Below are 19,252 nucleotides of genomic sequence, written 5' to 3' on the forward strand. Positions count from 1 at the left end.
TGTCCTCAAGAAAAATGTCAGCGGTCATTGCCCGCCAAAAAAAGTTAGATCAAGGTTTTGCCGTGGCGTACGAAGGTCGGTTTGACCACTCGGACCGGGTACCACTTGCCACGGATTTCCACTTCAGCGCGGTCGGCGGTGGCCACCGGCACGCGCGCCAGTGCAATCGACTTGCTAAGCGTAGGAGAGAAACTACCACTGGTGATCTCCCCTTCGCCAACATCGGCGATGCGAACCACCTGATGAGCACGCAAAACCCCACGTTCCTCAAGGACCAGACCGACCAGTTTGTGCTGCACGCCACTGGCCTGTTCGGCTTCCAGAGCAGTACGACCGATGAACTGGCGCGTGGCCGGTTCCCAGGCAATGCTCCAGGCCATGTTGGAGGCCAGCGGTGAAACCTCTTGATGAATGTCCTGACCGTAGAGGTTCATGCCGGCTTCGACCCGCAAGGTATCCCGCGCGCCGAGGCCGATCGGGGAAATACCCGCGCCCACCAGATCGTTGAAGAACCCCGGCGCCTGATCGGCCGGCAGCACGATTTCCAGACCATCCTCACCGGTGTAACCGGTGCGCGCAATGAACCAGTCACCGTCGGTCTGCCCCTCGAAATATTTGAGTTGCTGGATCAACGTGCTACGGGACTGCGTCACCAGTTCGGCAATCTTGTGCCGGGCGTGAGGCCCTTGAATGGCCAGCATCGCCAACTCGGAGCGCTCGTTGAGCTGCACATCGAAGTCGCCGAGATGAGCCTGCATCCAGGCCAGGTCCTGGTTGCGGGTGGAGGCGTTGACCACCAGCCGATAGCCGTCATCGAGACGATAGACGATCATGTCGTCGACGATACCGCCGTGCTCGTTGAGCATGGCGCTGTACAAGGCACGGCCGGGGCTGTGCAGGCGTTCGACGTCATTGGCCAGCAAATATTGCAGCCAGGCCTTGGCCTGGGGGCCGTCGACATCGATCACGGTCATGTGGGATACATCGAATACCCCGCAATCGCGGCGCACCTGATGGTGTTCCTCGACCTGCGAGCCGTAATGCAGAGGCATATCCCAACCGCCAAAATCGACCATCTTCGCGCCGAGGGCGAGATGAAGGTCATACAGAGGCGTGCGCTGTCCCATGGGTTTCTCCTTCCGGGCGTGGCGAAGGTGCGGACAGACGCTGTACGGGGTGAAACGCCTTGAAATAAAGGCTTTCAGCCGATTTCAGCGAACCGGTCTCAAAGACGGACCGCACCGAATGCCGCGCATTGTAGCCGCAAGGTGTAGGACTGGCACCTAGCTGTTTCGATGCGCCGAACGCCGGATCAATCCGATGACCGGCAACAGCCCGACCAAAACCAGGGTCAGTGCCGGCAACGAGGCCCTGGCCCATTCGCCTTCGCTGGTCATTTCAAAGATCCGCACCGCCAGCGTGTCCCAGCCGAACGGGCGCATCAGCAGGGTTGCGGGCATTTCCTTGAGCACATCGACGAACACCAGCAACGCCGCGCTCAACGTGCCCGGCAGCAGCAACGGAAGATACACTTTGAAAAACAGTCGTGGCCCACTGACGCCAAGGCTACGTGCTGCTTCGGGCAAAGAGGGTCGTATTCGCGCCAGGCTGCTTTCCAGCGGGCCATAAGCCACGGCGATGAATCGCACCAGATAGGCCAGCAACAACGCCGACAGGCTGCCCAGCAGCAACGGCTTGCCCGCGCCGCCAAACCAGCCCGACAATGGAACCACCAGTTCGCGATCCAGGTAACTGAACGCCAGCATGATCGATACCGCCAACACCGAGCCCGGCAAGGCATAGCCAAGGTTGGCCAGGCTGATGCCGGAACGGATCGCCCGGGTCGGCGCCAATCGACGGGCAAAGGCCAGCACCAGTGCGACACTGACGGTGATCAGCGCCGCCACGCCGCCCAGGTAAAGGGTATGGACGATCAATCCGGCATAACGCTCATCCAGATCGAAGCGCCCGCGTTGCCAGAACCACACCACCAGTTGCAGCACGGGAATGACGAAGGCGCAGGCGAACACCAGACCACACCAGCTCATGGCCGCCAGTGCCTTGACTCCGCGCAGGTGATACAACGCCTTGACCCGCGGCCGCTCGTTACTCGCCCGATTGGCCCCACGGGCCCGACGCTCGCCATACAGCACGACCATCACCACCAACAGCAACAGACTGGCCAGTTGCGCGGCGGTGGAGAGACTGAAAAATCCGTACCAAGTCTTGTAGATGGCGGTGGTGAACGTATCGAAGTTGAACACCGACACCGCACCGAAATCCGCCAGGGTTTCCATCAGCGCCAACGCCACCCCCGCGCCGATGGCCGGACGTGCCATCGGCAACGCAACTCGCCAGAACGCCTGCCACGGGGATTGCCCAAGGACTCGCGCCGCTTCCATCAACCCCTTGCCCTGGGCCAGAAACGCGGTGCGCGCCAACAGGTAAACATAGGGATAGAAGACCAGCACCAGCACCAGAACCACGCCGCCGGTGGAGCGCACTCGCGGCAGCCTCAAACCACTGCCGAACCATTCGCGCAGCAGGGTTTGCACCGGGCCGGCGAAATCCAGCAGGCCGACGAAGACGAAGGCCAGCACGTAAGCAGGAATCGCGAATGGCAGCATCAACGCCCAGTCCAGCCACCGCCGCCCCGGGAACTCACAGAGGCTGGTGAGCCAGGCCAGGCTGACGCCCAGCAGTGTTACACCGAAGCCAACGCCGAGTACCAAAGTGAGGGTATTGCCCAGCAGTCGCGGCATTTGGGTGTCCCACAGGTGGGACCAGATCTGCTGATCGATGGTTTGCCAGGAGAGAAGCAGGACGCTCAGGGGCAGCAGGACCAGCGCAGCGATGGCGAAGACCAGGGGATACCAGCGGCGTTGGGCGGGGTGGGCCAAGGAAAAGCTCTCGGGTAAATCAACGAAGTGTAGGGAATATGCAAAAAGATCGCAGCCCGCGGCAGCTCCTACCGGGCGTACATCATCCCAATATAGGAGCTGCCGAAGGCTGCGATCTTTTGATCTTTAAAACAACAGACTCAGTTCCAGCCGACCCGATCCATCATCCGAATCGCTTCAGCCTGGCGCTTGCCGGCGATTTCCACCGGCAAGGTGTCGGCCACGAACTTGCCCCAACTCGCGACTTCCGCTGAAGGCTGAACGGCAGGGTTGGCCGGGAACTCCTGGTTCACGTCAGCGAAAATCTTTTGCGCTTCAGGCGTGGTCATCCACTCCACCAAAGCCTTGGCGGCTTCCGGGTGCGGCGCGTGCTTGGTCAGGCCAATGCCCGACAGGTTCACGTGTACGCCCCGGTCGCCCTGATTCGGCCAGAACAGCTTCACCGGCAGGTCTGGCTTCTGTTTGTGCAGGCGGCCGTAGTAGTAAGTGTTGACGATGCCGACGTCGCACTGACCGGCGTTGATCGCTTCCAGTACCGCGATGTCGTCGGAGAACACGTCGGTGGACAGGTTGTTGACCCAGCCCTTGAGGATTTTCTCGGTTTTCTCGGCGCCATGGACTTCGATCATGGTGGCGGTCAGGGACTGGTTGTAGACCTTCTTCGCCGTGCGCAGGCACAGGCGGCCTTCCCACTGTTTGTCGGCCAGCGCTTCGTAGGTGGTCAGCTCACCGGGTTTTACCCGGCCGGTGGAGTAGGCGATGGTCCGCGCCCGCAGGCTCAGACCGGTCCAGGCATGGGAAGAAGCGCGGTATTGCAGCGGGATGTTGGCGTCGATCACCGTGGACGTGAACGGCTGGAGAATGCCCATCTGCTCGGCCTGCCAGAGGTTGCCGGCATCGACGGTCAGCAGCAGGTCGGCGGTGGCGTTTTCGCCCTCGGCCTTGATCCGCTGCATCAGCGGCGCTTCCTTGTCGGTGATGAACTTCACCTGCACGCCGGTCTTTTGGGTGTAGGCATCGAAGACCGGTTTGATCAGTTCATCGATACGCGAGGAGTAAACCACCACCTCGTCGGCGGCCTGGGCGGCGGCGCTGCCAATCAGGGTCAGGGCCAGTGCGGTCAGTAGACGCTTGGGTGCCAACATGGAGGCGGTCTCTCGAAAGGGGAAGTGATGCCAAATGATAAGGACTCACATTTCGCTTCTCAATCGAACAGTGGGTGGAGGCGTTACCAGATGTTGCACAGCTAGGGATATGAGGTGTCTGATCTGCCGCCATCGCGGGCAAGCCCGCTCCCACAGGTATTCAGGTGTTAATGCATTATGTGTGAGCCCTGAAGATCCTGTGGGAGCGGGCTTGCCCGCGATGGGGCCAGTTACCGCAGCGAAGATCTCAAGCCTTGGCAAGCGCCGGCAAATCCCCGATCAACCCAAGCGCTTCGCGCACGAACAACGCCTTGGCCTCGGGCATCTGATCGACCATCTTCAACCCGGCATTGCGCAACCAGCGCACCGGCAACGGATCGGCCTGGAACAAGCGCTCGAACCCTTCCATCGCCGCCATCAACGCCAGGTTGTGGGGCATGCGCCGACGCTCGTAGCGACTGAGCACTTTCACATCCGCCAACCGCTCACCGCGCGCGGCCGCTTGCAGCAGCACTTCGGCCAGCACCGCGGCATCGAGAAAGCCGAGGTTCACGCCCTGCCCGGCCAACGGATGGATGGTGTGGGCCGCGTCACCGATCAGCGCCAGGCCTTCGGCCACGTAACGCTTGGCATGACGCTGACGCAGCGGCACGCACAGGCGCGGGTCGACGCTGAGTACCGTGCCGAGGCAGCCTTCAAAGGCCCGCTCCAGCGCCTTGCAGAAGCCTTCGTCGTCCAGCGCCATCAGGCGTTCGGCTTCGCTCGGCGTGGTCGACCAGACGATCGAGCACCAATCCTGCTGGCCGTCCCGTTCCAGTGGCAGAAACGCCAGCGGGCCGTTGTCGGTGAAACGCTGCCAGGCGGTCATTTGATGAGGTTTGGAACTGCGCACACTGGTGACGATCGCGTGGTGCATGTAATCCCACTCGCGGGTCGCGACGCCGGTCAGGCGCCGCACCGCCGAGTTGGCGCCATCCGCCGCGATCACCAACGGCGCCCGCAAGGTACGGCCATCGGCCAGGGTCAGCAGCCAGTCGTCACCGGAGCGGCGCATCTGCTCCAGACGCGCATTGGCCAGCATCCCGAGATCGCAGTCGTGCAGTCGATCGAGCAAGGCGTCCTGAACCACGCGGTTCTCGACGATATGCCCGAGCACGTCGGCATGTACGCTGGTCGCCGAGAAATGGATCTGCCCGGTGCCGCTGCCGTCCCAGACGTGCATGTCGGTGTAGGGGCTGCTGCGTCGATTGGCGATGCCGTCCCAGACGCCCAGGCGTTCGAGTATGCGTTGGCTGGCCGCCGACAGGGCGCTTACTCGCGGTTCGAACGGCGCTTGCCCATCGAAGGGTTTGACGCTCAGGGGGCTACCGTCCAGCAGCAGGACTTCGAGCCCACTGTTCTGTAACGCCAGCGCCAGGGCACTGCCGACCATTCCGGCCCCGACAATCAGCAGATCTGCGCGCATTTCCATGCTTTAGGCCTGTCTCGCTTGCGGCTTGAGCCGCACGTAAAGGGTTTTCTCGACGCACGCCACCAAGGTGCCTGCGCCGTCGTGAATATCGACTGGGTTCGCCAGCCACTCAAACATCGGGACGCGTACCCAGGCCCATGGCCTGCCGGGCGAACCAGCGCTTGGCCGGCGGCAGCAGATCGAGGCCGAGCAGGCCGATGTTGCGGCCCAGGGAAACCAGCGGCTGGGTACTGCCGAACAACCGGGTGACCTGATCGGAGAAACCCACGGTCAGGTTCTGGTCCAGACGCTGGCGCTCACGGTAGGCCTGCAAGGTGGCGAAGTCGCCGGGCGCTGTCTCGCTGCTCAACAAGGTGTCGGCCAAGGCCTGGGCATCGCGCAGGGACAGGTTGAAGCCTTGTCCGGCAATCGGATGCAGGCTGTGAGCGGCGTTGCCGAGGATCGCCAGATGCGGGCGGACTTGTTCCTCGGCTTCGATCAGCGACAGCGGATACAAATTCCGTGCACCGACCTGTTTCAGGGTGCCCAGGCGATAACCGAAGACGCCCTGCAACTCGCTGAGAAAGCTGCGCTCATCGAGGGCCGCCAGCCGTTGCGCGTCCATGCCCAGACGGGTCCAGACCAAGGCGCAGCGATTGTCCGGCAGCGGCAGCAAGGCCATCGGGCCATCGTCGGTAAAACGCTCGAAGGCCATGCCGTTGTGGGCTTCGCTCGGGGTGATGTTGGCGATCAGCGCGCTCTGGTTGTAAGGGCGTTTTTTGATACCGATCCCCAGTTGTTCACGCAGCCCCGAACGCCCGCCATCGGCCAGCACCGCGAGGTCGCACTCCAGCAGGGTTTCATCGTTGAGGGTCAGGCGATAGCCATCGGTCAGCGGTTCCATGCCGGTGACTTCCGCCGGGCAACGCCAACTGATCACGTCCTTGTCCAGACCTTGCCAGAGGCATTGGCCGAGCCAGGCGTTTTCCACCACATAACCCAGCGCCGGAACGCCCTCTTCCATTGCCGACAGCCGCGCGGTGGAGAAACGCCCACGGTCGGAGACATGAATCTGTTTGATCGGCTCGGCGCGGCGGGAGATTTCCTGCCACACACCCAACCGTTGATAAATCTGCCGGGCGCCAAAGGACAGCGCCGAAGAACGGGCGTCATAGCTTGGCTGGTACGTATCGCCGGGGGCAAACGGTTCGATCAGCACGATCTTCCAGCCACGGGCCTTGGCCCCGGCCTGCAACGCCAACGCCAGACTGGCGCCAACCAGGCCACCGCCGATGATTGCCAGATTGACTCGATTCATGCCGCTTGTGTCCGTGCAGCGGCCATCAAGGCCTCGATCTCGGCGACCGTTTTCGGCACGCCGTCAGTCAGGATTTCACAACCGGTTTTGGTGACCACCACGTCGTCCTCGATACGCACGCCAATGCCGCGCCATTTCTTCGCCACGTTCTGGTTGTCCGCAGCAATGTAGATGCCCGGCTCCACCGTCAGCGCCATGCCGACTTCCAGCACGCGCCATTCACCGCCGACCTTGTACTCGCCAACGTCATGCACATCCATGCCCAGCCAGTGGCCGGCGCGGTGCATGTAAAACGCCTTGTAGGCTTCGCTGGCGATCAGTTCGTCGACATCGCCCTGCAACAGGCCCAATTTCACCAACCCGGCGGTAATCACCCGGACCGTGGCTTCGTGCGCCTGATTCCAGTGTTTGTTCGGCGCGATTTCGGCAAACGCCGCTTCCTGGGAAGCCAGCACCAACTCGTAGATCGCCTTCTGTTCCGGTGAATACTTGCCGTTGACCGGCCAGGTGCGGGTGATATCGCTGGCGTAGCAGTCGATCTCGCAACCGGCGTCGATCAGCACCAGATCGCCGTCCTTGAGCACCGCGTCATTCTGCTGGTAATGCAGGATGCAGCTGTTGCGCCCAGCGGCGACGATCGAACCGTAGGCCGGCATCTTCGCCCCACCCTTGCGGAATTCGTAATCCAACTCGGCTTCGAGGCTGAATTCATGCAAACCGGCGCGGCTGGCCTGCATCGCACGAATATGGGCTTGAGCGGAAATCCGCGCGGCTTCGCGCATCACCTTCACTTCTGCCGCCGATTTATACAGGCGCATGTCATGAAGCAGATGATCCAGGGCAACGAACTCGTTCGGCGGCTGGGCGCCGAGGTTCGCCTTGGAGCGGATCACGTTGATCCAGTCCATAAGGTGTCGATCGAACTCCGGGTTGCTGCCCATGGCCGTATACACCCGGTCACGGCCTTCGATCAGGCCCGGCAGGATGTCGTCGATGTCGGAGATCGGGAAAGCGTCGTCAGCGCCGAAATCGCGGATCGCGCCTTCCTGACCGGCGCGCAAACCGTCCCACAATTCACGCTCGGGATTACGCTCACGGCAAAACAGCACGTATTGGCCATGTTCGCGACCCGGCATTAGCACGATAACGGCCTGAGGCTCGGGAAACCCGCTGAGGTACTGGAAGTCGCTGTCCTGACGGTAGACGTGCTCGACGTCGCGGTTGCGGATGGCAACCGCGGCAGCGGGCAGAATGGCGATGCTGTTGGGTTCCATCTGCGCCATCAGGGCCTTGCGGCGACGGCTGTATTCCGATTTCGGGATATGAATCATGGGCAGATGGCTTTCCCTTGCACGCGATTAATGCAACGACGGTTTGGCAGCCGCTTCGTCGGTTTTCTTGGTTTCGGTGAACAGCAACAGCGGCGCGACGCGCAGGTACTCCATGACTTCCATGTAGTCGCTTTCGCCGTCGTCGGACTCTTCCAGGGCGTCTTGCACCTGGGCGATGGCGGCCAGATCCTGCAGCACTTCGGTGGCTTCAGTGCTCAGGGCATATTCGCGACGGGTCAGCCCGAAGCCGGTGAGGAAGCCCTGGCACCACTGGCCCAGCGCGGCCGCACGCTCGGTGAGCGGCGCGTCGTCGGTCGGCAGCAGCAGAACCACGGTCATGTCGTCGCTGGTCAGCTCGCCCTTGACCATCTCTTGCAGGCCGATCAAGGCGTTGCGAACGTTGTCTTGCGGCTCGCCTTCGAGCAGCTCGGTGGCGTCGGCCAGCCAGCTGTCGGCATCGAAACCGGCACCGGCGCAACTGCGGCCGAGCAACAGGCCGTGCAGTTCGGCAGGCGAGACGGGATGGCCGCTGGTGCTCAGCAGGGTGGCAAAGGCTTGGTACGGAGAATTCTGAATGGGCATGGGCAGCTAGGCGCCAGACGGCGCTATGTCTAGAATGAAGGCCTTGTATCCTACATCGACAGACTCGCCAAGACTATTAAAGGCTGTCCGCCCGCTACCATCCATCAGACCCCAGTGGACCCAATGGAAGACACCGACCTGCAAGCGCTGATGGCCAGACTCGAACTGCTAATTACTCGAGTCGAGCAACTAAAGAGTCAGAATGGACTCCTATTAGCTCAGGAAAAGACCTGGCGCGAGGAACGCGCGCACCTCATTGAAAAAAATGAAATCGCCCGGCGTAAGGTCGAATCGATGATTTCGCGCCTCAAGGCCCTGGAGCAAGACTCATGAGTTCAAGCAATAGCGTTACCGTGCAGATCCTCGACAAAGAATATTCGATCATCTGCCCCCAGGAAGAGCGCAGCAACCTGATCAGCGCCGCCCGTTACCTGGACGGCAAGATGCGCGAAATCCGCAGCAGCGGCAAAGTCATCGGCGCCGACCGCATCGCCGTGATGGCCGCGCTGAACATTACGCACGATCTCCTGCACAAGGAAGAACGCCCGGATGTGCAGGCCAGCAGCTCGACCCGAGAGCAGGTTCGCGACCTGCTGGACCGCGTCGATCTGGTGCTGTCGACCGATCCGGATGTCACCAAGGGCTGAAACGCGAGACCGCTTGGGGTATACTCGCATCACTCCCTGGGGTGCTTGCCAGTTGACGACGTCCCTGAGCCGATTCGCACTACCCTGGAGGTTGCACGTTGGGCTGGTGTGCATGTCCGCTAGACGGAAAGCCTTAAAGCCTACTGCATCTTCCACCTTGAACTTTCGGGTTCAAGGGCTAAGTCGACAGCGGTTCATCCGGGGAGCCTGATTTCAGTCCGATGCCGGTTCTCATACCGGCATCGGCTTTTTTACGGGTACGCTTTAGTACTCGCACATCCGAAGCCCGAATCCATGACCGAACCTGCGCTGCTGCCCCGCCCGCAACTTCGACGCATGCTGCGCAAGACCCGCCGCGCATTGACTCCCAGTCAGCAGCGCCAGGCCGCTCGCGGGCTGTATAAGCAATTGGCCCAGCACCCGCTGTTCCGCCGCGCCAAACACATATCTCTGTACCTGCCCACCGACGGTGAAATCGATCCGCGCCTGCTGATGCGTGCCGCGCAACGTCGGGGCAAGGCGACGTATCTGCCGGTGCTCAGTGCCTGGCCGCGAACCAAAATGGTGTTCCAGCGGATTCGTCCCGGCGAAAAGCTCAAACCCAACCGCTTCCGTATCCCCGAACCACGGCACAACATCGCCCGACAGCGCAAGGTCTGGGCGCTGGATCTGGTGTTGTTGCCGCTGGTGGGGTTTGACGATGTCGGCGGGCGCCTGGGAATGGGCGGTGGTTTCTACGATCGGAGCCTGGCGTACCTGGCGCGCCGTAAAAATTGGCGCAAGCCGACGCTATTGGGCCTGGCCCATGAATGTCAGAAGGTTCAACGATTGGCTCAGGCGAGCTGGGATGTGCCGCTGCAGGGAACGGTCACGGACAAGGCGTGGTATCTCGCGGGCTAGACGCCACTGAAATCAGCGGCGTCCAAAAGACCAGTTCAGCGCTTGAAGGCCGACGGCTGTTGCTGCGCGATCTCGACGGGAGCATCGGTCTTGTTGGCCCACAGGCTTTGGGCATAGCCGGTGGTCACGACGCCCAAACCGAACAAAATAACCAATATCCATAGTAAATCCGGTTTGCGTTTCATCGATTGCCCCCCAAAGGCATATCAACACGATGACAGCAGCGGTTTCCGTTGTAGGCCGTGCAGCAGCGTCAAGCTTAGAAGGCCGGCATTTTGCGACAACGTGAACCCACACGCAAACGCTGGCGTCAACCGACCGTCGGTTTGTCATAAAATTGCCTGACAAGTTTGCCACTACCTCGCAAGGAGCAAAAAACATGGCCTATTGGCTGATGAAATCCGAGCCGGACGAGTTATCTATCCAAGATCTGGAGAAGCTTGGCCGAGCGCGCTGGGACGGGGTTCGTAACTATCAGGCACGGAATTTTCTGCGAACCATGGCGGTGGGGGATGAGTTCTTTTTCTACCATTCCAGCTGCCCTGAGCCAGGGATTGCCGGGATCGGCAAGATTGTCGAGGCGGCGTACCCGGACCCGACGGCACTGGAGCCGGAGAGTCATTACTTCGACCCGAAAGCCACCCAGGAGAAAAACGCCTGGAGCGCGATCGATGTTGCTCACGTCAAAACGTTTCCCAACGTTCTGAAGCTGGACTATCTGAAGCAGCAAGCGGCGCTGGCGCAGATGCCACTGGTACAGAAAGGTTCGCGACTGTCGGTGATGCCGGTGACGGCCGAGCAATGGGCAGCGGTGCTTGGTCTGCGCTAAATAAAGCAGAACCGCCCGTCACTCTGGCTTACCTTACCGATCGGTCAGGTTTGGCCCTCAGTTGACTGACATCAAGTCGCCCAGGCGCTTGCCTGTCAGACTACGACGCTACAGACGCAGGATGCAGACATGTCGACGCACAGCCGTTCCTCGCTTTTTTTCGCTTTTCTACTGGGGGCTTTGCTACTGGCCGCTGGGGGATTTGGTTATTGGAAGTCGACGCTCAACCGGCTGCCTGCAGGGCTGTATGTCGGCAATGGCCGGCTTGAAGCCACTGAAGTGCAGATCGCCAGCAAGACACCCGGCCGGCTGGCTGAAGTACTGGTGGACGAAGGCGACAAGGTGACCAAAGGCCAACTGCTGGCCCGCATGGACACCCGAACCCTTGAAGCTCAACGCCGTCAGGCTGAAGCCGAAGTGATACGCGCCCGGGAAAACCTCTCTGCCGCCCAGGCCAATGTGCAACTGCGCCAGAGCGAGCAACTGCTTGCCCATCAAGAGCTCAAACGCTCCCAGGAATTGTTCAAGCGCGGGTTCGCCAGTGGCCAGATCATCGACCAACAGCAGTCGCGCTTCGACACCGGTAACGCGGCCGTCACCGCGGCCCGCGCTCAGGTGTCCGCCGTTGGCGCAGCCATTGGCGCGGCTCAGGCACAAGTCGCTCAGTTAACCAGCGAAATTGACGACAGCAGCTTACGGGCCCCCATCGACGGAGTGATTCAGCTTCGCATGGCCGAACCCGGTGAAGTGCTCGGCGCCGGTGGGCGGGTACTGCTGCTGATCGACCCGAACGACCAGTACATGAACCTCTATCTAGCGGCATCCGTGGCCGGACGCCTGGCGGTCGGCGATGATGCGCGGATTCTGCTGGACGCCCTGCCCGGCCAGCCGTTGCCGGCGAAAATCAGTTTCGTGGCGGCCAAATCGCAGTTCACGCCCAAAGAAGTCGAAACCCGCGACGAGCGTCAGAAACTGGTGTTTCGGGTCAAGCTACGCCTGACCCAACCCAGCGCCGTGCCCCAGGCCAAACCGGGGATGCCCGGTAGTGGCTACGTGCGCACCGCTCCCATTGACTGGCCGGCCAATCTTCAATGACCGGCCTGGCACTGAACGCCACGCGCCTTCAGCACCGTTATGGCCAACAGCAGGCGCTGACCGACATCACGTTCAGCCTGCCCGCCGGTATCCGATGCGGGTTGATTGGTCCGGATGGTGCCGGTAAATCCAGCCTGCTGGGATTGATCGCCGGCGTGAAGACGTTACAAGACGGCCAACTGGAAGTGCTCGGTGGCTCGATCCAGGACCGGCGCCACCGCAACAGCCTCTACTCGCGAATCGCGTTCATGCCTCAAGGTTTGGGCGGCAACCTGTACCCTGATCTCTCGATCCGCGAGAACATTCACTTCTTCGCCACACTGTTCGGGCTGTCCGGGGCCGAATGCGATCAGCGCATGCATAGCCTGCTGCTGGCCACTGATCTACTGCGCTTTGCCGAGCGCCCGGCCGGCAAGCTATCGGGCGGAATGAAACAGAAGCTCGGCCTCTGTTGTGCGCTGATCCATGAACCGGACCTGTTGATCCTCGATGAACCGACCACTGGCGTCGATCCCTTGTCCCGGCGGCGCTTCTGGGAGTTGATTGATGACGTTCGGCGCCAACGCCCGCAACTGACGCTACTGGTCGCTACCGCGTATATGGAAGAGGCCGAGCAGTTCGAACACTGCCTGATGCTCGATGGCGGCAAACTGATCGCCGCCGGTTTGAGCCGCGACTTGGGAGCGGCTACCCCCAGCGGCAAGCTCGATGAGGCCTTCACCCATTTTCAGGGCGTCACTGGCCATGACAACCAGCCGCTGGCAATCCCTTCTCGAACCAATGCCACTGCCGACATCGCCATCCAAGCCCATGACCTGACCCTGCGCTTCGGCGATTTCACGGCTGTGGACAAGGTCAGCTTCGCCATCGGCCGCGGCGAGATCTTCGGGTTTCTGGGCTCCAACGGCTGCGGCAAAACCACCACCATGAAAGTGCTCACCGGGCTGATTCCTGCCAGCGAAGGCAGCGCCACGCTGCTGGGCAATCCGGTGAACGCCAAGGATCTGGCCACCCGCAAACGCGTCGGCTTCATGTCCCAGAGCTTCTCGCTGTATGGCGAACTCAGCGTGCGGCAGAACCTGGACTTGCACGCGCGACTGTTCGATTTGCCCAAGGCCGACAGCGCGCAGCGCATCGACGAGCTGATCCAGCGCTTCAACCTGGGCAGCGTCGCTCATCAATCATCCGGTGCACTGCCGCTTGGCCTGCGCCAACGGTTATCCCTGGCGGTGGCGGTACTGCATCGCCCGGAAGTGCTGATCCTCGACGAACCGACCTCCGGCGTCGACCCGGCGGCCCGGGACGATTTCTGGCGACTGCTGATCGAACTGTCCCGCGAACAGGGCGTGACGATTTTCCTGTCCACCCATTTCATGAACGAAGCCCAGCGCTGCGACCGCATTTCACTGATGCATGCCGGCAAGGTACTGGCCTGCGACACCCCGGCAGCCCTGCAACAGCAGTTCAACGGCCAGACACTGGAGGCCGCATTCGTCACCTGCCTGGAACAGGCCCAGGGCCCGAACGCAACGGCGGCGCCACCAGCATCCATCGACGCGACAATCGCACCGACCACGCCGATGAAAGATCACGGCTTCAGTTTTGGACGGCTGCGGGCACTGGCGAGTCGTGAAGGCAAGGAACTGCTGCGCGATAAAGTGCGCATGGCCTTCGCCCTGCTCGGGGCGATGCTCATGATGGTGATCTTCGGCTACGGCATTTCCCTGGATGTGGAAAAACTCGCCTTCGCGGTCTACGACCAGGACCAGACTCCGCAAAGCCGGGCTTATCTGGAGGCCTTCCGCGGCTCCCGCTACTTCGATGAGCAACCCCCCATAAGCGATGCGACGCAGTTGCATCGACGGCTGCAGCGCTCGGAAATCAAACTGGCGCTGGAGATCCCGCCAGGGTTCGGCCGAGACCTGTTCGCCGGTCGCCAACCCGCTGTGGCGGCCTGGCTCGATGGCGGCATGCCGTTTCGCGCCGAAACCAGCCGCAACTATGTGGAAGCGGTACACCTGGCCAATCTGGAGCAATTGGCCGAGCAGTCCAGCCCAGCGCCAAACCGGCAAGCAGCGGCCGAACTGGAAACCCGCTTCCGCTACAACCAGGACGTCATCAGCGTCAACGCCATCGGTCCCGGGGTGATGGCGCTGATCCTGGCGTTCATCCCGGCCATGCTGACTGCGCTGGGCATCGTGCGGGAGAAAGAACTGGGTTCGATCACCAACTTCTACGCCACACCGCTGACCCGCCTGGAGTTCCTGCTAGGCAAACAAGCGCCGTATCTGGCCGTCAGCCTGATCAACCTCGCCGTCCTGACGGCCATGAACCGCTGGCTGTTCGGCGTGCCCTTCAAGGGCAGCGCACTGACCCTGGCCTTCGGCGGGCTGCTCTACGTGCTGGCAACCACCAGCATGGGTCTGCTGATTTCGGCGTTCACCCGAACCCAGATCGCCGCCATCCTCGGCACCATGATCATCACCAGTCTGCCGACCATTCAGTTTTCCGGTTTGATCGTGCCGCGCTCGTCCCTTGATGGTGCGGCCGCCGTCATGGGGATGTTGTTTCCGGCGGGCTACTTCCTCGACATCGCCGTCGGCACCTTTACCAAGGCGCTGGATATCCGGCAGTTGTGGCCGCAGTGCCTGGCACTGTTCGGGTTCTTTCTCGGGTTCACCGGGCTTAGCCTGGCCATGCTGAAAAAGCAGGAGGTCTGATGCATAAGCTTGCGCACATCCTGCGTCTTGGTCTCAAGGAACTCACAAGCCTGCGACACGACAGTGTGTTGCTGCTGTTCCTGTTCTACGCCTTCACAGTGGCGATCTACATGCCGGCCGCGGGCTCCGTGATCGGCGTGCACAATGCCAGCGTGGCCATGGTCGATGAAGATCACAGCCACCTGTCACGACAATTGGCCCAAGCCCTGCAACCCCCGGAATTCCAGCCGCCGGTGTCGCTGCCCTATGGGCAAATGGACGAAGTGCTCGACAGCGGGCGATACACCTTCGTGATCAATGTTCCGGCCAATTTCCAGACGGATCTGTTGGCCGGCCGCCAGCCGGCGTTGCAGGTCAACGTCGACGCCACCGCCATGAGCCAGGCGTTCATGGGCGCGGGCTACATCGGACGGATTTTCCAGCGTGAGCTGCTGACTTACAGTGGCCAGGCCGATGCGGCGAGCACGACACCCGTGCGGCTGACGACGCGAGCGCTGTTCAATACCAACCTGGAGGGTGGCTGGTTCCTGGCGGTGATTCAGATCGTCAACAACATCACCATCCTCGCCATCATCCTGACCGGCACAGCGCTGCTGCGTGAGCGCGAACACGGCACTCTCGACCATTTGCTGGTGCTGCCACTGACGGCGCTGGAGATCATGCTGGCAAAAATCTGGAGCAACATGCTGGTGGTGGTGCTGTGCACCTGGATCTCGTTGGAGGTGATTGTCAAAGGCGCCCTCGGCGTGCCGCTGGCCGGCTCCATGACTTTGTTCTTACTGGTGACGGCGGTTTATCTGTTCGCCAGCACAGCGCTGGGGATATTTCTCGCGACCCTCGCCCGCTCGACACCGCAGTTCGGCCTGTTGGCGATTCCGGTGATTATCCCGATGTTGCTGCTTTCTGGCGGCAGTACACCGCTCGACAGCATGCCGCAATGGTTGCAATGGGTGATGCAAGGCTCGCCATCGACGCACTTCGTCAGCCTCAGCGCCGCGATACTGTTTCGCGATGCTGGCATCAGCGTGGTCTGGCCGGACTTGCTGGCGTTGAGCGCCATTGGCCTGCTGTTTTTTACCATTGCGCTGATGCGGTTTCGCAGGAGCCTGACGTCCTGACGGACCGGTCGTCCCCCACAGGATTTGCGCAGTTCCTGTGGGAGCGGCGGTGCGGCGATCCGACTTGCCCGCGATGAGGCCAGCCCAGACAACAAAAGTCTTACTGGATAATGAGGTTGTTGAACAACAAATCCTCAACCACCGGCTTACCGGTTTCATCGCTCATCACTTGCTGGGTCTGCTTCAAGGCTTCCTGACGCAGCTTTTCCTTGGCTTCGACATTGTTCATGGTTTCGGTGGTCTGCTGCGTAAACAACGCCACCAGCTGATTACGGATCAATGGCTCGTTGGCCTTCACCGCTTTGGTCGCCTCTTCGCCGGTCACCCGCAATGCCACATCGGCCTTGTAGACCTTGAGCTTCTGCGTGCCGTCCAGCCCATAGTTGCCCACGAACGGCGGGCTCAGGGTGATGTAGTTGACCTTCGGGGCTTCACCTTCTTTGGCTTCTTCGGCCATCGCTGCCACAGGCAGAGACAGGGCCAGCATCAACATGATCCACGCTTTCACAATTCGCTCCTTATCCGGTTTGCGGCCTAGCATAACGACCCGCCGCTCAAGCACAAGCTTATGGCTGACTATCAGGGTCGGGCATGCTCGTTGACCCGTTGACTCACACACCTACACTTATCGGCCATCACTCCCAAAGGAATAGCCCTGATGAAAGCCGTGCTGTGCAAAGCCTTCGGCCCTGCCGAAGCGCTGGTGCTGGAAGACGTCGCCAGTCCTGTCGCGAAGAAGAACGAAATCCTGCTGGACGTGCACGCCGCAGGGGTGAACTTCCCGGACACGCTGATCATCGAGGGCAAATACCAGTTCAAACCGCCCTTCCCGTTTTCACCGGGCGGCGAAGCGGCCGGCGTGGTCAGCGCGGTGGGCGAAAAGGTCAGCCACCTCAAGGTCGGTGACCGGGTCATGGCCCTGACAGGATGGGGCAGTTTCGCCGAGCAGGTCGCGGTGCCGGGCTACAACGTGCTGCCGATCCCGCCATCGATGGACTTCAACACCGCCGCCGCATTCAGCATGACCTATGGCACTTCGATGCACGCCCTCAAGCAACGGGGCAACCTGCAACCTGGCGAAACCTTGCTGGTGCTCGGCGCTTCCGGCGGTGTCGGCCTCGCCGCCGTGGAAATCGGCAAAGCCATGGGTGCCCGGGTGATCGCCGCCGCCAGCAGCGCGGAAAAACTCGCGGTGGCCAAGGCCGCCGGTGCCGATGAGTTGATCAACTACAGCGAAACCAGCCTCAAGGACGAGATCAAACGCCTGACCGACGGCCAGGGTGCCGACGTGATTTACGATCCGGTGGGCGGCGACCTGTTCGACCAGGCCATCCGCGCCATCGCCTGGAACGGCCGCCTGCTGGTGGTCGGTTTCGCCAGCGGACGCATTCCGGAATTGCCAGTGAACCTGGCGCTGCTCAAGGGCGCAGCAGTGGTCGGCGTGTTCTGGGGCTCCTTCGCCCAACGCCAGCCCCAGGACAACGCGGCGAACTTCCAGCAGTTGTTTGGCTGGTTTGCCGAAGGCAAGTTGAAGCCGCTGGTGTCGCAGGTGTATCCGCTGAGCAATGCGGCGCAGGCGATCAATGATCTTGGTCAGCGCAAGGCGGTCGGGAAAGTGGTGGTGCAGGTTCGCTGATTGTTTACCTGACCGAGTCGCAGCCTCGCGACTCGGGTCCACCATCCCTACAACGACCTGCATTTATACCTGAGCGACATGTTCATAAAGGAACATACCATCTCCAACATTTCCGCTGTTTTGCCGATGCGAACCGATGCTATTTTCGGTAACGAAACTGTAACATTCGTATCCGCAGTCAAAACAAGAAATCTGGAGCTCTTGAATGTTTGCTTTCTTTCGTCCTGCCGCACATCAGGCTCCATTGCCTGAAGAAAAAATAGACAGCACCTACCGGCGCCTTCGCTGGCAGATCTTCGCCGGGATTTTCATTGGGTACGCGGGTTACTACCTGTTGCGCAAGAACTTCACCCTGGCGTTCCCGGATCTGATCGCCCAAGGCTATACAAAAGGAACCTTAAAGAGGTCAAGCACTTCGACTTCGACAAAACGTCGTGGGCGTATTTCCTGTACGAGTGGGCAGGCATTCCCGGCACGCTGCTGTGCGGCTGGATGTCGGACAAGATCTTCCGGGGCAACCGTGGCCTGACCGGCATGGTGTTCATGGCGCTGGTGACAGTTGCGACGATCGTGTACTGGCTGAATCCACCGGGTAACCCGATGGTCGATATGATCTCGCTGGGTGGTTCAGTCGCGGCCAGTGCCATGATGGGCTACACGGTGGACTATTTTGGCTGGGATGGCGGCTTCATTCTGTTGGTCGTTGCCTGCCTGCTGGCGATGGCGTTCCTGGCACCCACTCTGGGCCACAAGAACGTCGCCAGTCAGGGTCGCGAAGCGCTCGCCTGATCAACCTTTGATTTACAGCGCTTGAGCCGCGCCTCCAGATTCCGGTCTGGCATGGCGTGGCTACGCAGGGCGTGGGCGGTCTGCTCGACATACTCGCGAGTGGTGCCGTAACGCCCGCAAGCGTTTTCGAACACCTGACTCAGCACATGATCCGGCAAGTTGCCGGCATAGCTGGGCAGGTGCCGCTCCAGAACGAATCCCAATGCCTGAACCTGGCTTCCGTCTTCAAGACGGCAGTTGAGCCAGTGTGGGCGATAGGACGGGAATGGCATTTCACGCTGCCAGAGCGCATAAAGCGAAGCTTCGAGTTGTTCTTCGGGCAAGCGATAGGCGAACCCGCTGCAAGAGCCGCCGCGATCCAGGCCAAACACCAGACCCGGTACTTCCGGCGTGCCGCGATGTTCGTGGGACCACAGGTACAAGCCGCGATGATAGCCATGCACCCGGCCGCGCACCCGCTCCACCGCCGGGCATTCAGGGCGCCAGATCAGCGAACCGTAAGCGAACAGCCAGACCGGCCCACCCTTGTGGCAGGCCATGGTCGATTGCATCGAGCTGAGCAATTGTTCGTGCGTAAGCTGCGGCCCCAGATCGAGTCGCGGAGGGTAAGCCAGATTCAAAAAAGCAGATTCAATGGCACTCATGGCGATGGGATTTCGGTCCTGCAATTATTACAAAATATAAGCAACCTTCACGCTATAGAACATATAGCAGTAATACCAAAACGAAAAGTGCTAAGAGACCTATGATCTTGCATAACCCCCTAAAAGTTCCAATGCTGAAGCTGGAGGG

The 19,252-nt window shown here is 61.0% G+C and carries 18 protein-coding genes, 1 other RNA gene and 2 pseudogenes; 10 read left to right on the forward strand and 11 right to left on the reverse strand.

Translation table 11 applies throughout. From position 1 onward, the window contains the following. Positions 1–44: 44 nt before the first annotated feature. The 8 genes and pseudogenes from gcvT to AACY49_RS06835 form a co-directional block, all read right to left on the reverse strand. A complete protein-coding gene (gcvT, locus tag AACY49_RS06800; protein WP_258698573.1) occupies positions 45–1,127 on the reverse strand; it encodes a glycine cleavage system aminomethyltransferase GcvT in 1,083 nt (360 codons plus the stop codon). A gap of 156 nt (positions 1,128–1,283) precedes the next feature. Then, on the reverse strand, positions 1,284–2,900 hold the full coding sequence (locus AACY49_RS06805; RefSeq protein ID WP_339522549.1) for an ABC transporter permease: 1,617 nt from the start codon (positions 2,898–2,900) through the stop codon (positions 1,284–1,286). Positions 2,901–3,040: 140 nt separating this feature from the next. Next, positions 3,041–4,045, reverse strand: a complete 1,005-nt coding sequence (locus AACY49_RS06810; protein WP_258698571.1) for an extracellular solute-binding protein — start codon at positions 4,043–4,045, stop codon at positions 3,041–3,043. A gap of 247 nt (positions 4,046–4,292) precedes the next feature. Next, positions 4,293–5,510 carry a 2-octaprenyl-3-methyl-6-methoxy-1,4-benzoquinol hydroxylase gene (locus AACY49_RS06815; protein WP_258700641.1) on the reverse strand — a complete coding sequence of 406 codons (1,218 nt, stop codon included), beginning with the start codon at positions 5,508–5,510 and terminating at the stop codon, positions 4,293–4,295. A gap of 9 nt (positions 5,511–5,519) precedes the next feature. Further along, a pseudogene (locus AACY49_RS06820) lies at positions 5,520–5,609 on the reverse strand (tetrameric acyl-CoA thioesterase); the annotation flags it as partial. A 16-nt stretch (positions 5,610–5,625) separates the two neighbouring features. Continuing rightward, the gene (ubiH, locus tag AACY49_RS06825) at positions 5,626–6,813 is read right to left on the reverse strand and encodes a 2-octaprenyl-6-methoxyphenyl hydroxylase (protein ID WP_339522552.1); all 1,188 of its coding nucleotides are present in this window, start codon (positions 6,811–6,813) and stop codon (positions 5,626–5,628) included. Further along, positions 6,810–8,144, reverse strand: coding sequence for a Xaa-Pro aminopeptidase (gene pepP, locus AACY49_RS06830; protein WP_258698568.1), 1,335 nt, complete (start codon positions 8,142–8,144; stop codon positions 6,810–6,812). The genes ubiH and pepP overlap by 4 nt, the downstream gene beginning before the upstream one ends. A gap of 27 nt (positions 8,145–8,171) precedes the next feature. Then, positions 8,172–8,726 (reverse strand): YecA/YgfB family protein, encoded by a 555-nt coding sequence (locus tag AACY49_RS06835; protein ID WP_258698567.1) that lies wholly within the window; start codon positions 8,724–8,726, stop codon positions 8,172–8,174. 123 nt (positions 8,727–8,849) lie between these two features. Between AACY49_RS06835 and AACY49_RS06840 the strand changes: the two genes are divergently transcribed. The 4 genes from AACY49_RS06840 to AACY49_RS06855 all read left to right on the forward strand — a co-directional run bounded on the left by AACY49_RS06840 (position 8,850) and on the right by AACY49_RS06855 (position 10,273). Beyond that, positions 8,850–9,059, forward strand: a complete 210-nt coding sequence (locus tag AACY49_RS06840; protein ID WP_007982902.1) for a TIGR02449 family protein — start codon at positions 8,850–8,852, stop codon at positions 9,057–9,059. Continuing rightward, positions 9,056–9,373, forward strand: a complete 318-nt coding sequence (locus tag AACY49_RS06845; protein ID WP_258698566.1) for a cell division protein ZapA — start codon at positions 9,056–9,058, stop codon at positions 9,371–9,373. The genes AACY49_RS06840 and AACY49_RS06845 overlap by 4 nt, the downstream gene beginning before the upstream one ends. 30 nt (positions 9,374–9,403) lie before the next feature. Next, positions 9,404–9,582, forward strand: a non-coding RNA gene (ssrS, locus tag AACY49_RS06850) — 6S RNA. Positions 9,583–9,667: 85 nt separating this feature from the next. Beyond that, complete coding sequence (locus AACY49_RS06855) at positions 9,668–10,273, forward strand: 5-formyltetrahydrofolate cyclo-ligase (protein WP_339522554.1); 606 nt, start codon at positions 9,668–9,670, stop codon at positions 10,271–10,273. Positions 10,274–10,308: 35 nt separating this feature from the next. Here AACY49_RS06855 and AACY49_RS06860 read toward each other — a convergent pair whose 3' ends face one another. Next, complete coding sequence (locus tag AACY49_RS06860) at positions 10,309–10,458, reverse strand: hypothetical protein (protein ID WP_007899400.1); 150 nt, start codon at positions 10,456–10,458, stop codon at positions 10,309–10,311. Positions 10,459–10,652: 194 nt separating this feature from the next. Here AACY49_RS06860 and AACY49_RS06865 point away from each other — a divergent pair, with 194 nt between their 5' ends. The 4 genes from AACY49_RS06865 to AACY49_RS06880 all read left to right on the forward strand — a co-directional run bounded on the left by AACY49_RS06865 (position 10,653) and on the right by AACY49_RS06880 (position 16,035). After that, entirely contained in the window at positions 10,653–11,102 is a 450-nt protein-coding gene (locus AACY49_RS06865) for an EVE domain-containing protein (RefSeq protein WP_339522557.1), read from the forward strand. Between the two features lie 129 nt (positions 11,103–11,231). After that, a complete protein-coding gene (locus tag AACY49_RS06870) occupies positions 11,232–12,197 on the forward strand; it encodes an HlyD family secretion protein (RefSeq protein ID WP_258698563.1) in 966 nt (321 codons plus the stop codon). Beyond that, positions 12,194–14,917 carry a ribosome-associated ATPase/putative transporter RbbA gene (gene rbbA / locus AACY49_RS06875; protein ID WP_339522560.1) on the forward strand — a complete coding sequence of 908 codons (2,724 nt, stop codon included), beginning with the start codon at positions 12,194–12,196 and terminating at the stop codon, positions 14,915–14,917. The genes AACY49_RS06870 and rbbA overlap by 4 nt, the downstream gene beginning before the upstream one ends. Continuing rightward, the gene (locus tag AACY49_RS06880; protein WP_320392957.1) at positions 14,917–16,035 is read left to right on the forward strand and encodes an ABC transporter permease; all 1,119 of its coding nucleotides are present in this window, start codon (positions 14,917–14,919) and stop codon (positions 16,033–16,035) included. The genes rbbA and AACY49_RS06880 overlap by 1 nt, the downstream gene beginning before the upstream one ends. Before the next feature lie 100 nt (positions 16,036–16,135). Here AACY49_RS06880 and AACY49_RS06885 read toward each other — a convergent pair whose 3' ends face one another. Further along, positions 16,136–16,543 (reverse strand): flagellar basal body-associated protein FliL, encoded by a 408-nt coding sequence (locus AACY49_RS06885; RefSeq protein ID WP_258698560.1) that lies wholly within the window; start codon positions 16,541–16,543, stop codon positions 16,136–16,138. Between the two features lie 150 nt (positions 16,544–16,693). Between AACY49_RS06885 and AACY49_RS06890 the strand changes: the two genes are divergently transcribed. Both AACY49_RS06890 and AACY49_RS31770 read left to right on the forward strand, forming a co-directional pair. Beyond that, positions 16,694–17,671, forward strand: coding sequence for an NADPH:quinone oxidoreductase family protein (locus tag AACY49_RS06890; protein WP_339522563.1), 978 nt, complete (start codon positions 16,694–16,696; stop codon positions 17,669–17,671). Positions 17,672–17,876: 205 nt separating this feature from the next. Beyond that, positions 17,877–18,460: pseudogene (locus AACY49_RS31770) on the forward strand (hypothetical protein). Here AACY49_RS31770 and AACY49_RS06905 read toward each other — a convergent pair. Continuing rightward, the gene (locus tag AACY49_RS06905) at positions 18,436–19,104 is read right to left on the reverse strand and encodes a gamma-glutamylcyclotransferase (protein WP_339522566.1); all 669 of its coding nucleotides are present in this window, start codon (positions 19,102–19,104) and stop codon (positions 18,436–18,438) included. The pseudogene AACY49_RS31770 and the gene AACY49_RS06905 sit on opposite strands and share 25 nt — an antisense overlap. Between the last annotated feature and the right edge of the window lie 148 nt (positions 19,105–19,252).

Source organism: Pseudomonas sp. EL_65y_Pfl2_R96 (assembly GCF_963970905.1).
Classification (GTDB): domain Bacteria; phylum Pseudomonadota; class Gammaproteobacteria; order Pseudomonadales; family Pseudomonadaceae; genus Aquipseudomonas.

What these genes read in the sequence shown, in the direction of transcription:
- gcvT (WP_258698573.1), bottom strand. Translation starts at nt 1,127, where the DNA reads ATGGGACAGCGCACGCCTCTGTATGACCTTCATCTCGCCCTCGGCGCG.
- AACY49_RS06810 (WP_258698571.1), bottom strand. Translation starts at nt 4,045, where the DNA reads ATGTTGGCACCCAAGCGTCTACTGACCGCACTGGCCCTGACCCTGATT.
- AACY49_RS06815 (WP_258700641.1), bottom strand. Translation starts at nt 5,510, where the DNA reads ATGCGCGCAGATCTGCTGATTGTCGGGGCCGGAATGGTCGGCAGTGCC.
- ubiH (WP_339522552.1), bottom strand. Translation starts at nt 6,813, where the DNA reads ATGAATCGAGTCAATCTGGCAATCATCGGCGGTGGCCTGGTTGGCGCC.
- pepP (WP_258698568.1), bottom strand. Translation starts at nt 8,144, where the DNA reads ATGATTCATATCCCGAAATCGGAATACAGCCGTCGCCGCAAGGCCCTG.
- AACY49_RS06835 (WP_258698567.1), bottom strand. Translation starts at nt 8,726, where the DNA reads ATGCCCATTCAGAATTCTCCGTACCAAGCCTTTGCCACCCTGCTGAGC.
- AACY49_RS06840 (WP_007982902.1), top strand. Translation starts at nt 8,850, where the DNA reads ATGGAAGACACCGACCTGCAAGCGCTGATGGCCAGACTCGAACTGCTA.
- AACY49_RS06845 (WP_258698566.1), top strand. Translation starts at nt 9,056, where the DNA reads ATGAGTTCAAGCAATAGCGTTACCGTGCAGATCCTCGACAAAGAATAT.
- AACY49_RS06855 (WP_339522554.1), top strand. Translation starts at nt 9,668, where the DNA reads ATGACCGAACCTGCGCTGCTGCCCCGCCCGCAACTTCGACGCATGCTG.
- AACY49_RS06860 (WP_007899400.1), bottom strand. Translation starts at nt 10,458, where the DNA reads ATGAAACGCAAACCGGATTTACTATGGATATTGGTTATTTTGTTCGGT.
- AACY49_RS06865 (WP_339522557.1), top strand. Translation starts at nt 10,653, where the DNA reads ATGGCCTATTGGCTGATGAAATCCGAGCCGGACGAGTTATCTATCCAA.
- AACY49_RS06870 (WP_258698563.1), top strand. Translation starts at nt 11,232, where the DNA reads ATGTCGACGCACAGCCGTTCCTCGCTTTTTTTCGCTTTTCTACTGGGG.
- rbbA (WP_339522560.1), top strand. Translation starts at nt 12,194, where the DNA reads ATGACCGGCCTGGCACTGAACGCCACGCGCCTTCAGCACCGTTATGGC.
- AACY49_RS06880 (WP_320392957.1), top strand. Translation starts at nt 14,917, where the DNA reads ATGCATAAGCTTGCGCACATCCTGCGTCTTGGTCTCAAGGAACTCACA.
- AACY49_RS06890 (WP_339522563.1), top strand. Translation starts at nt 16,694, where the DNA reads ATGAAAGCCGTGCTGTGCAAAGCCTTCGGCCCTGCCGAAGCGCTGGTG.
- AACY49_RS06905 (WP_339522566.1), bottom strand. Translation starts at nt 19,104, where the DNA reads ATGAGTGCCATTGAATCTGCTTTTTTGAATCTGGCTTACCCTCCGCGA.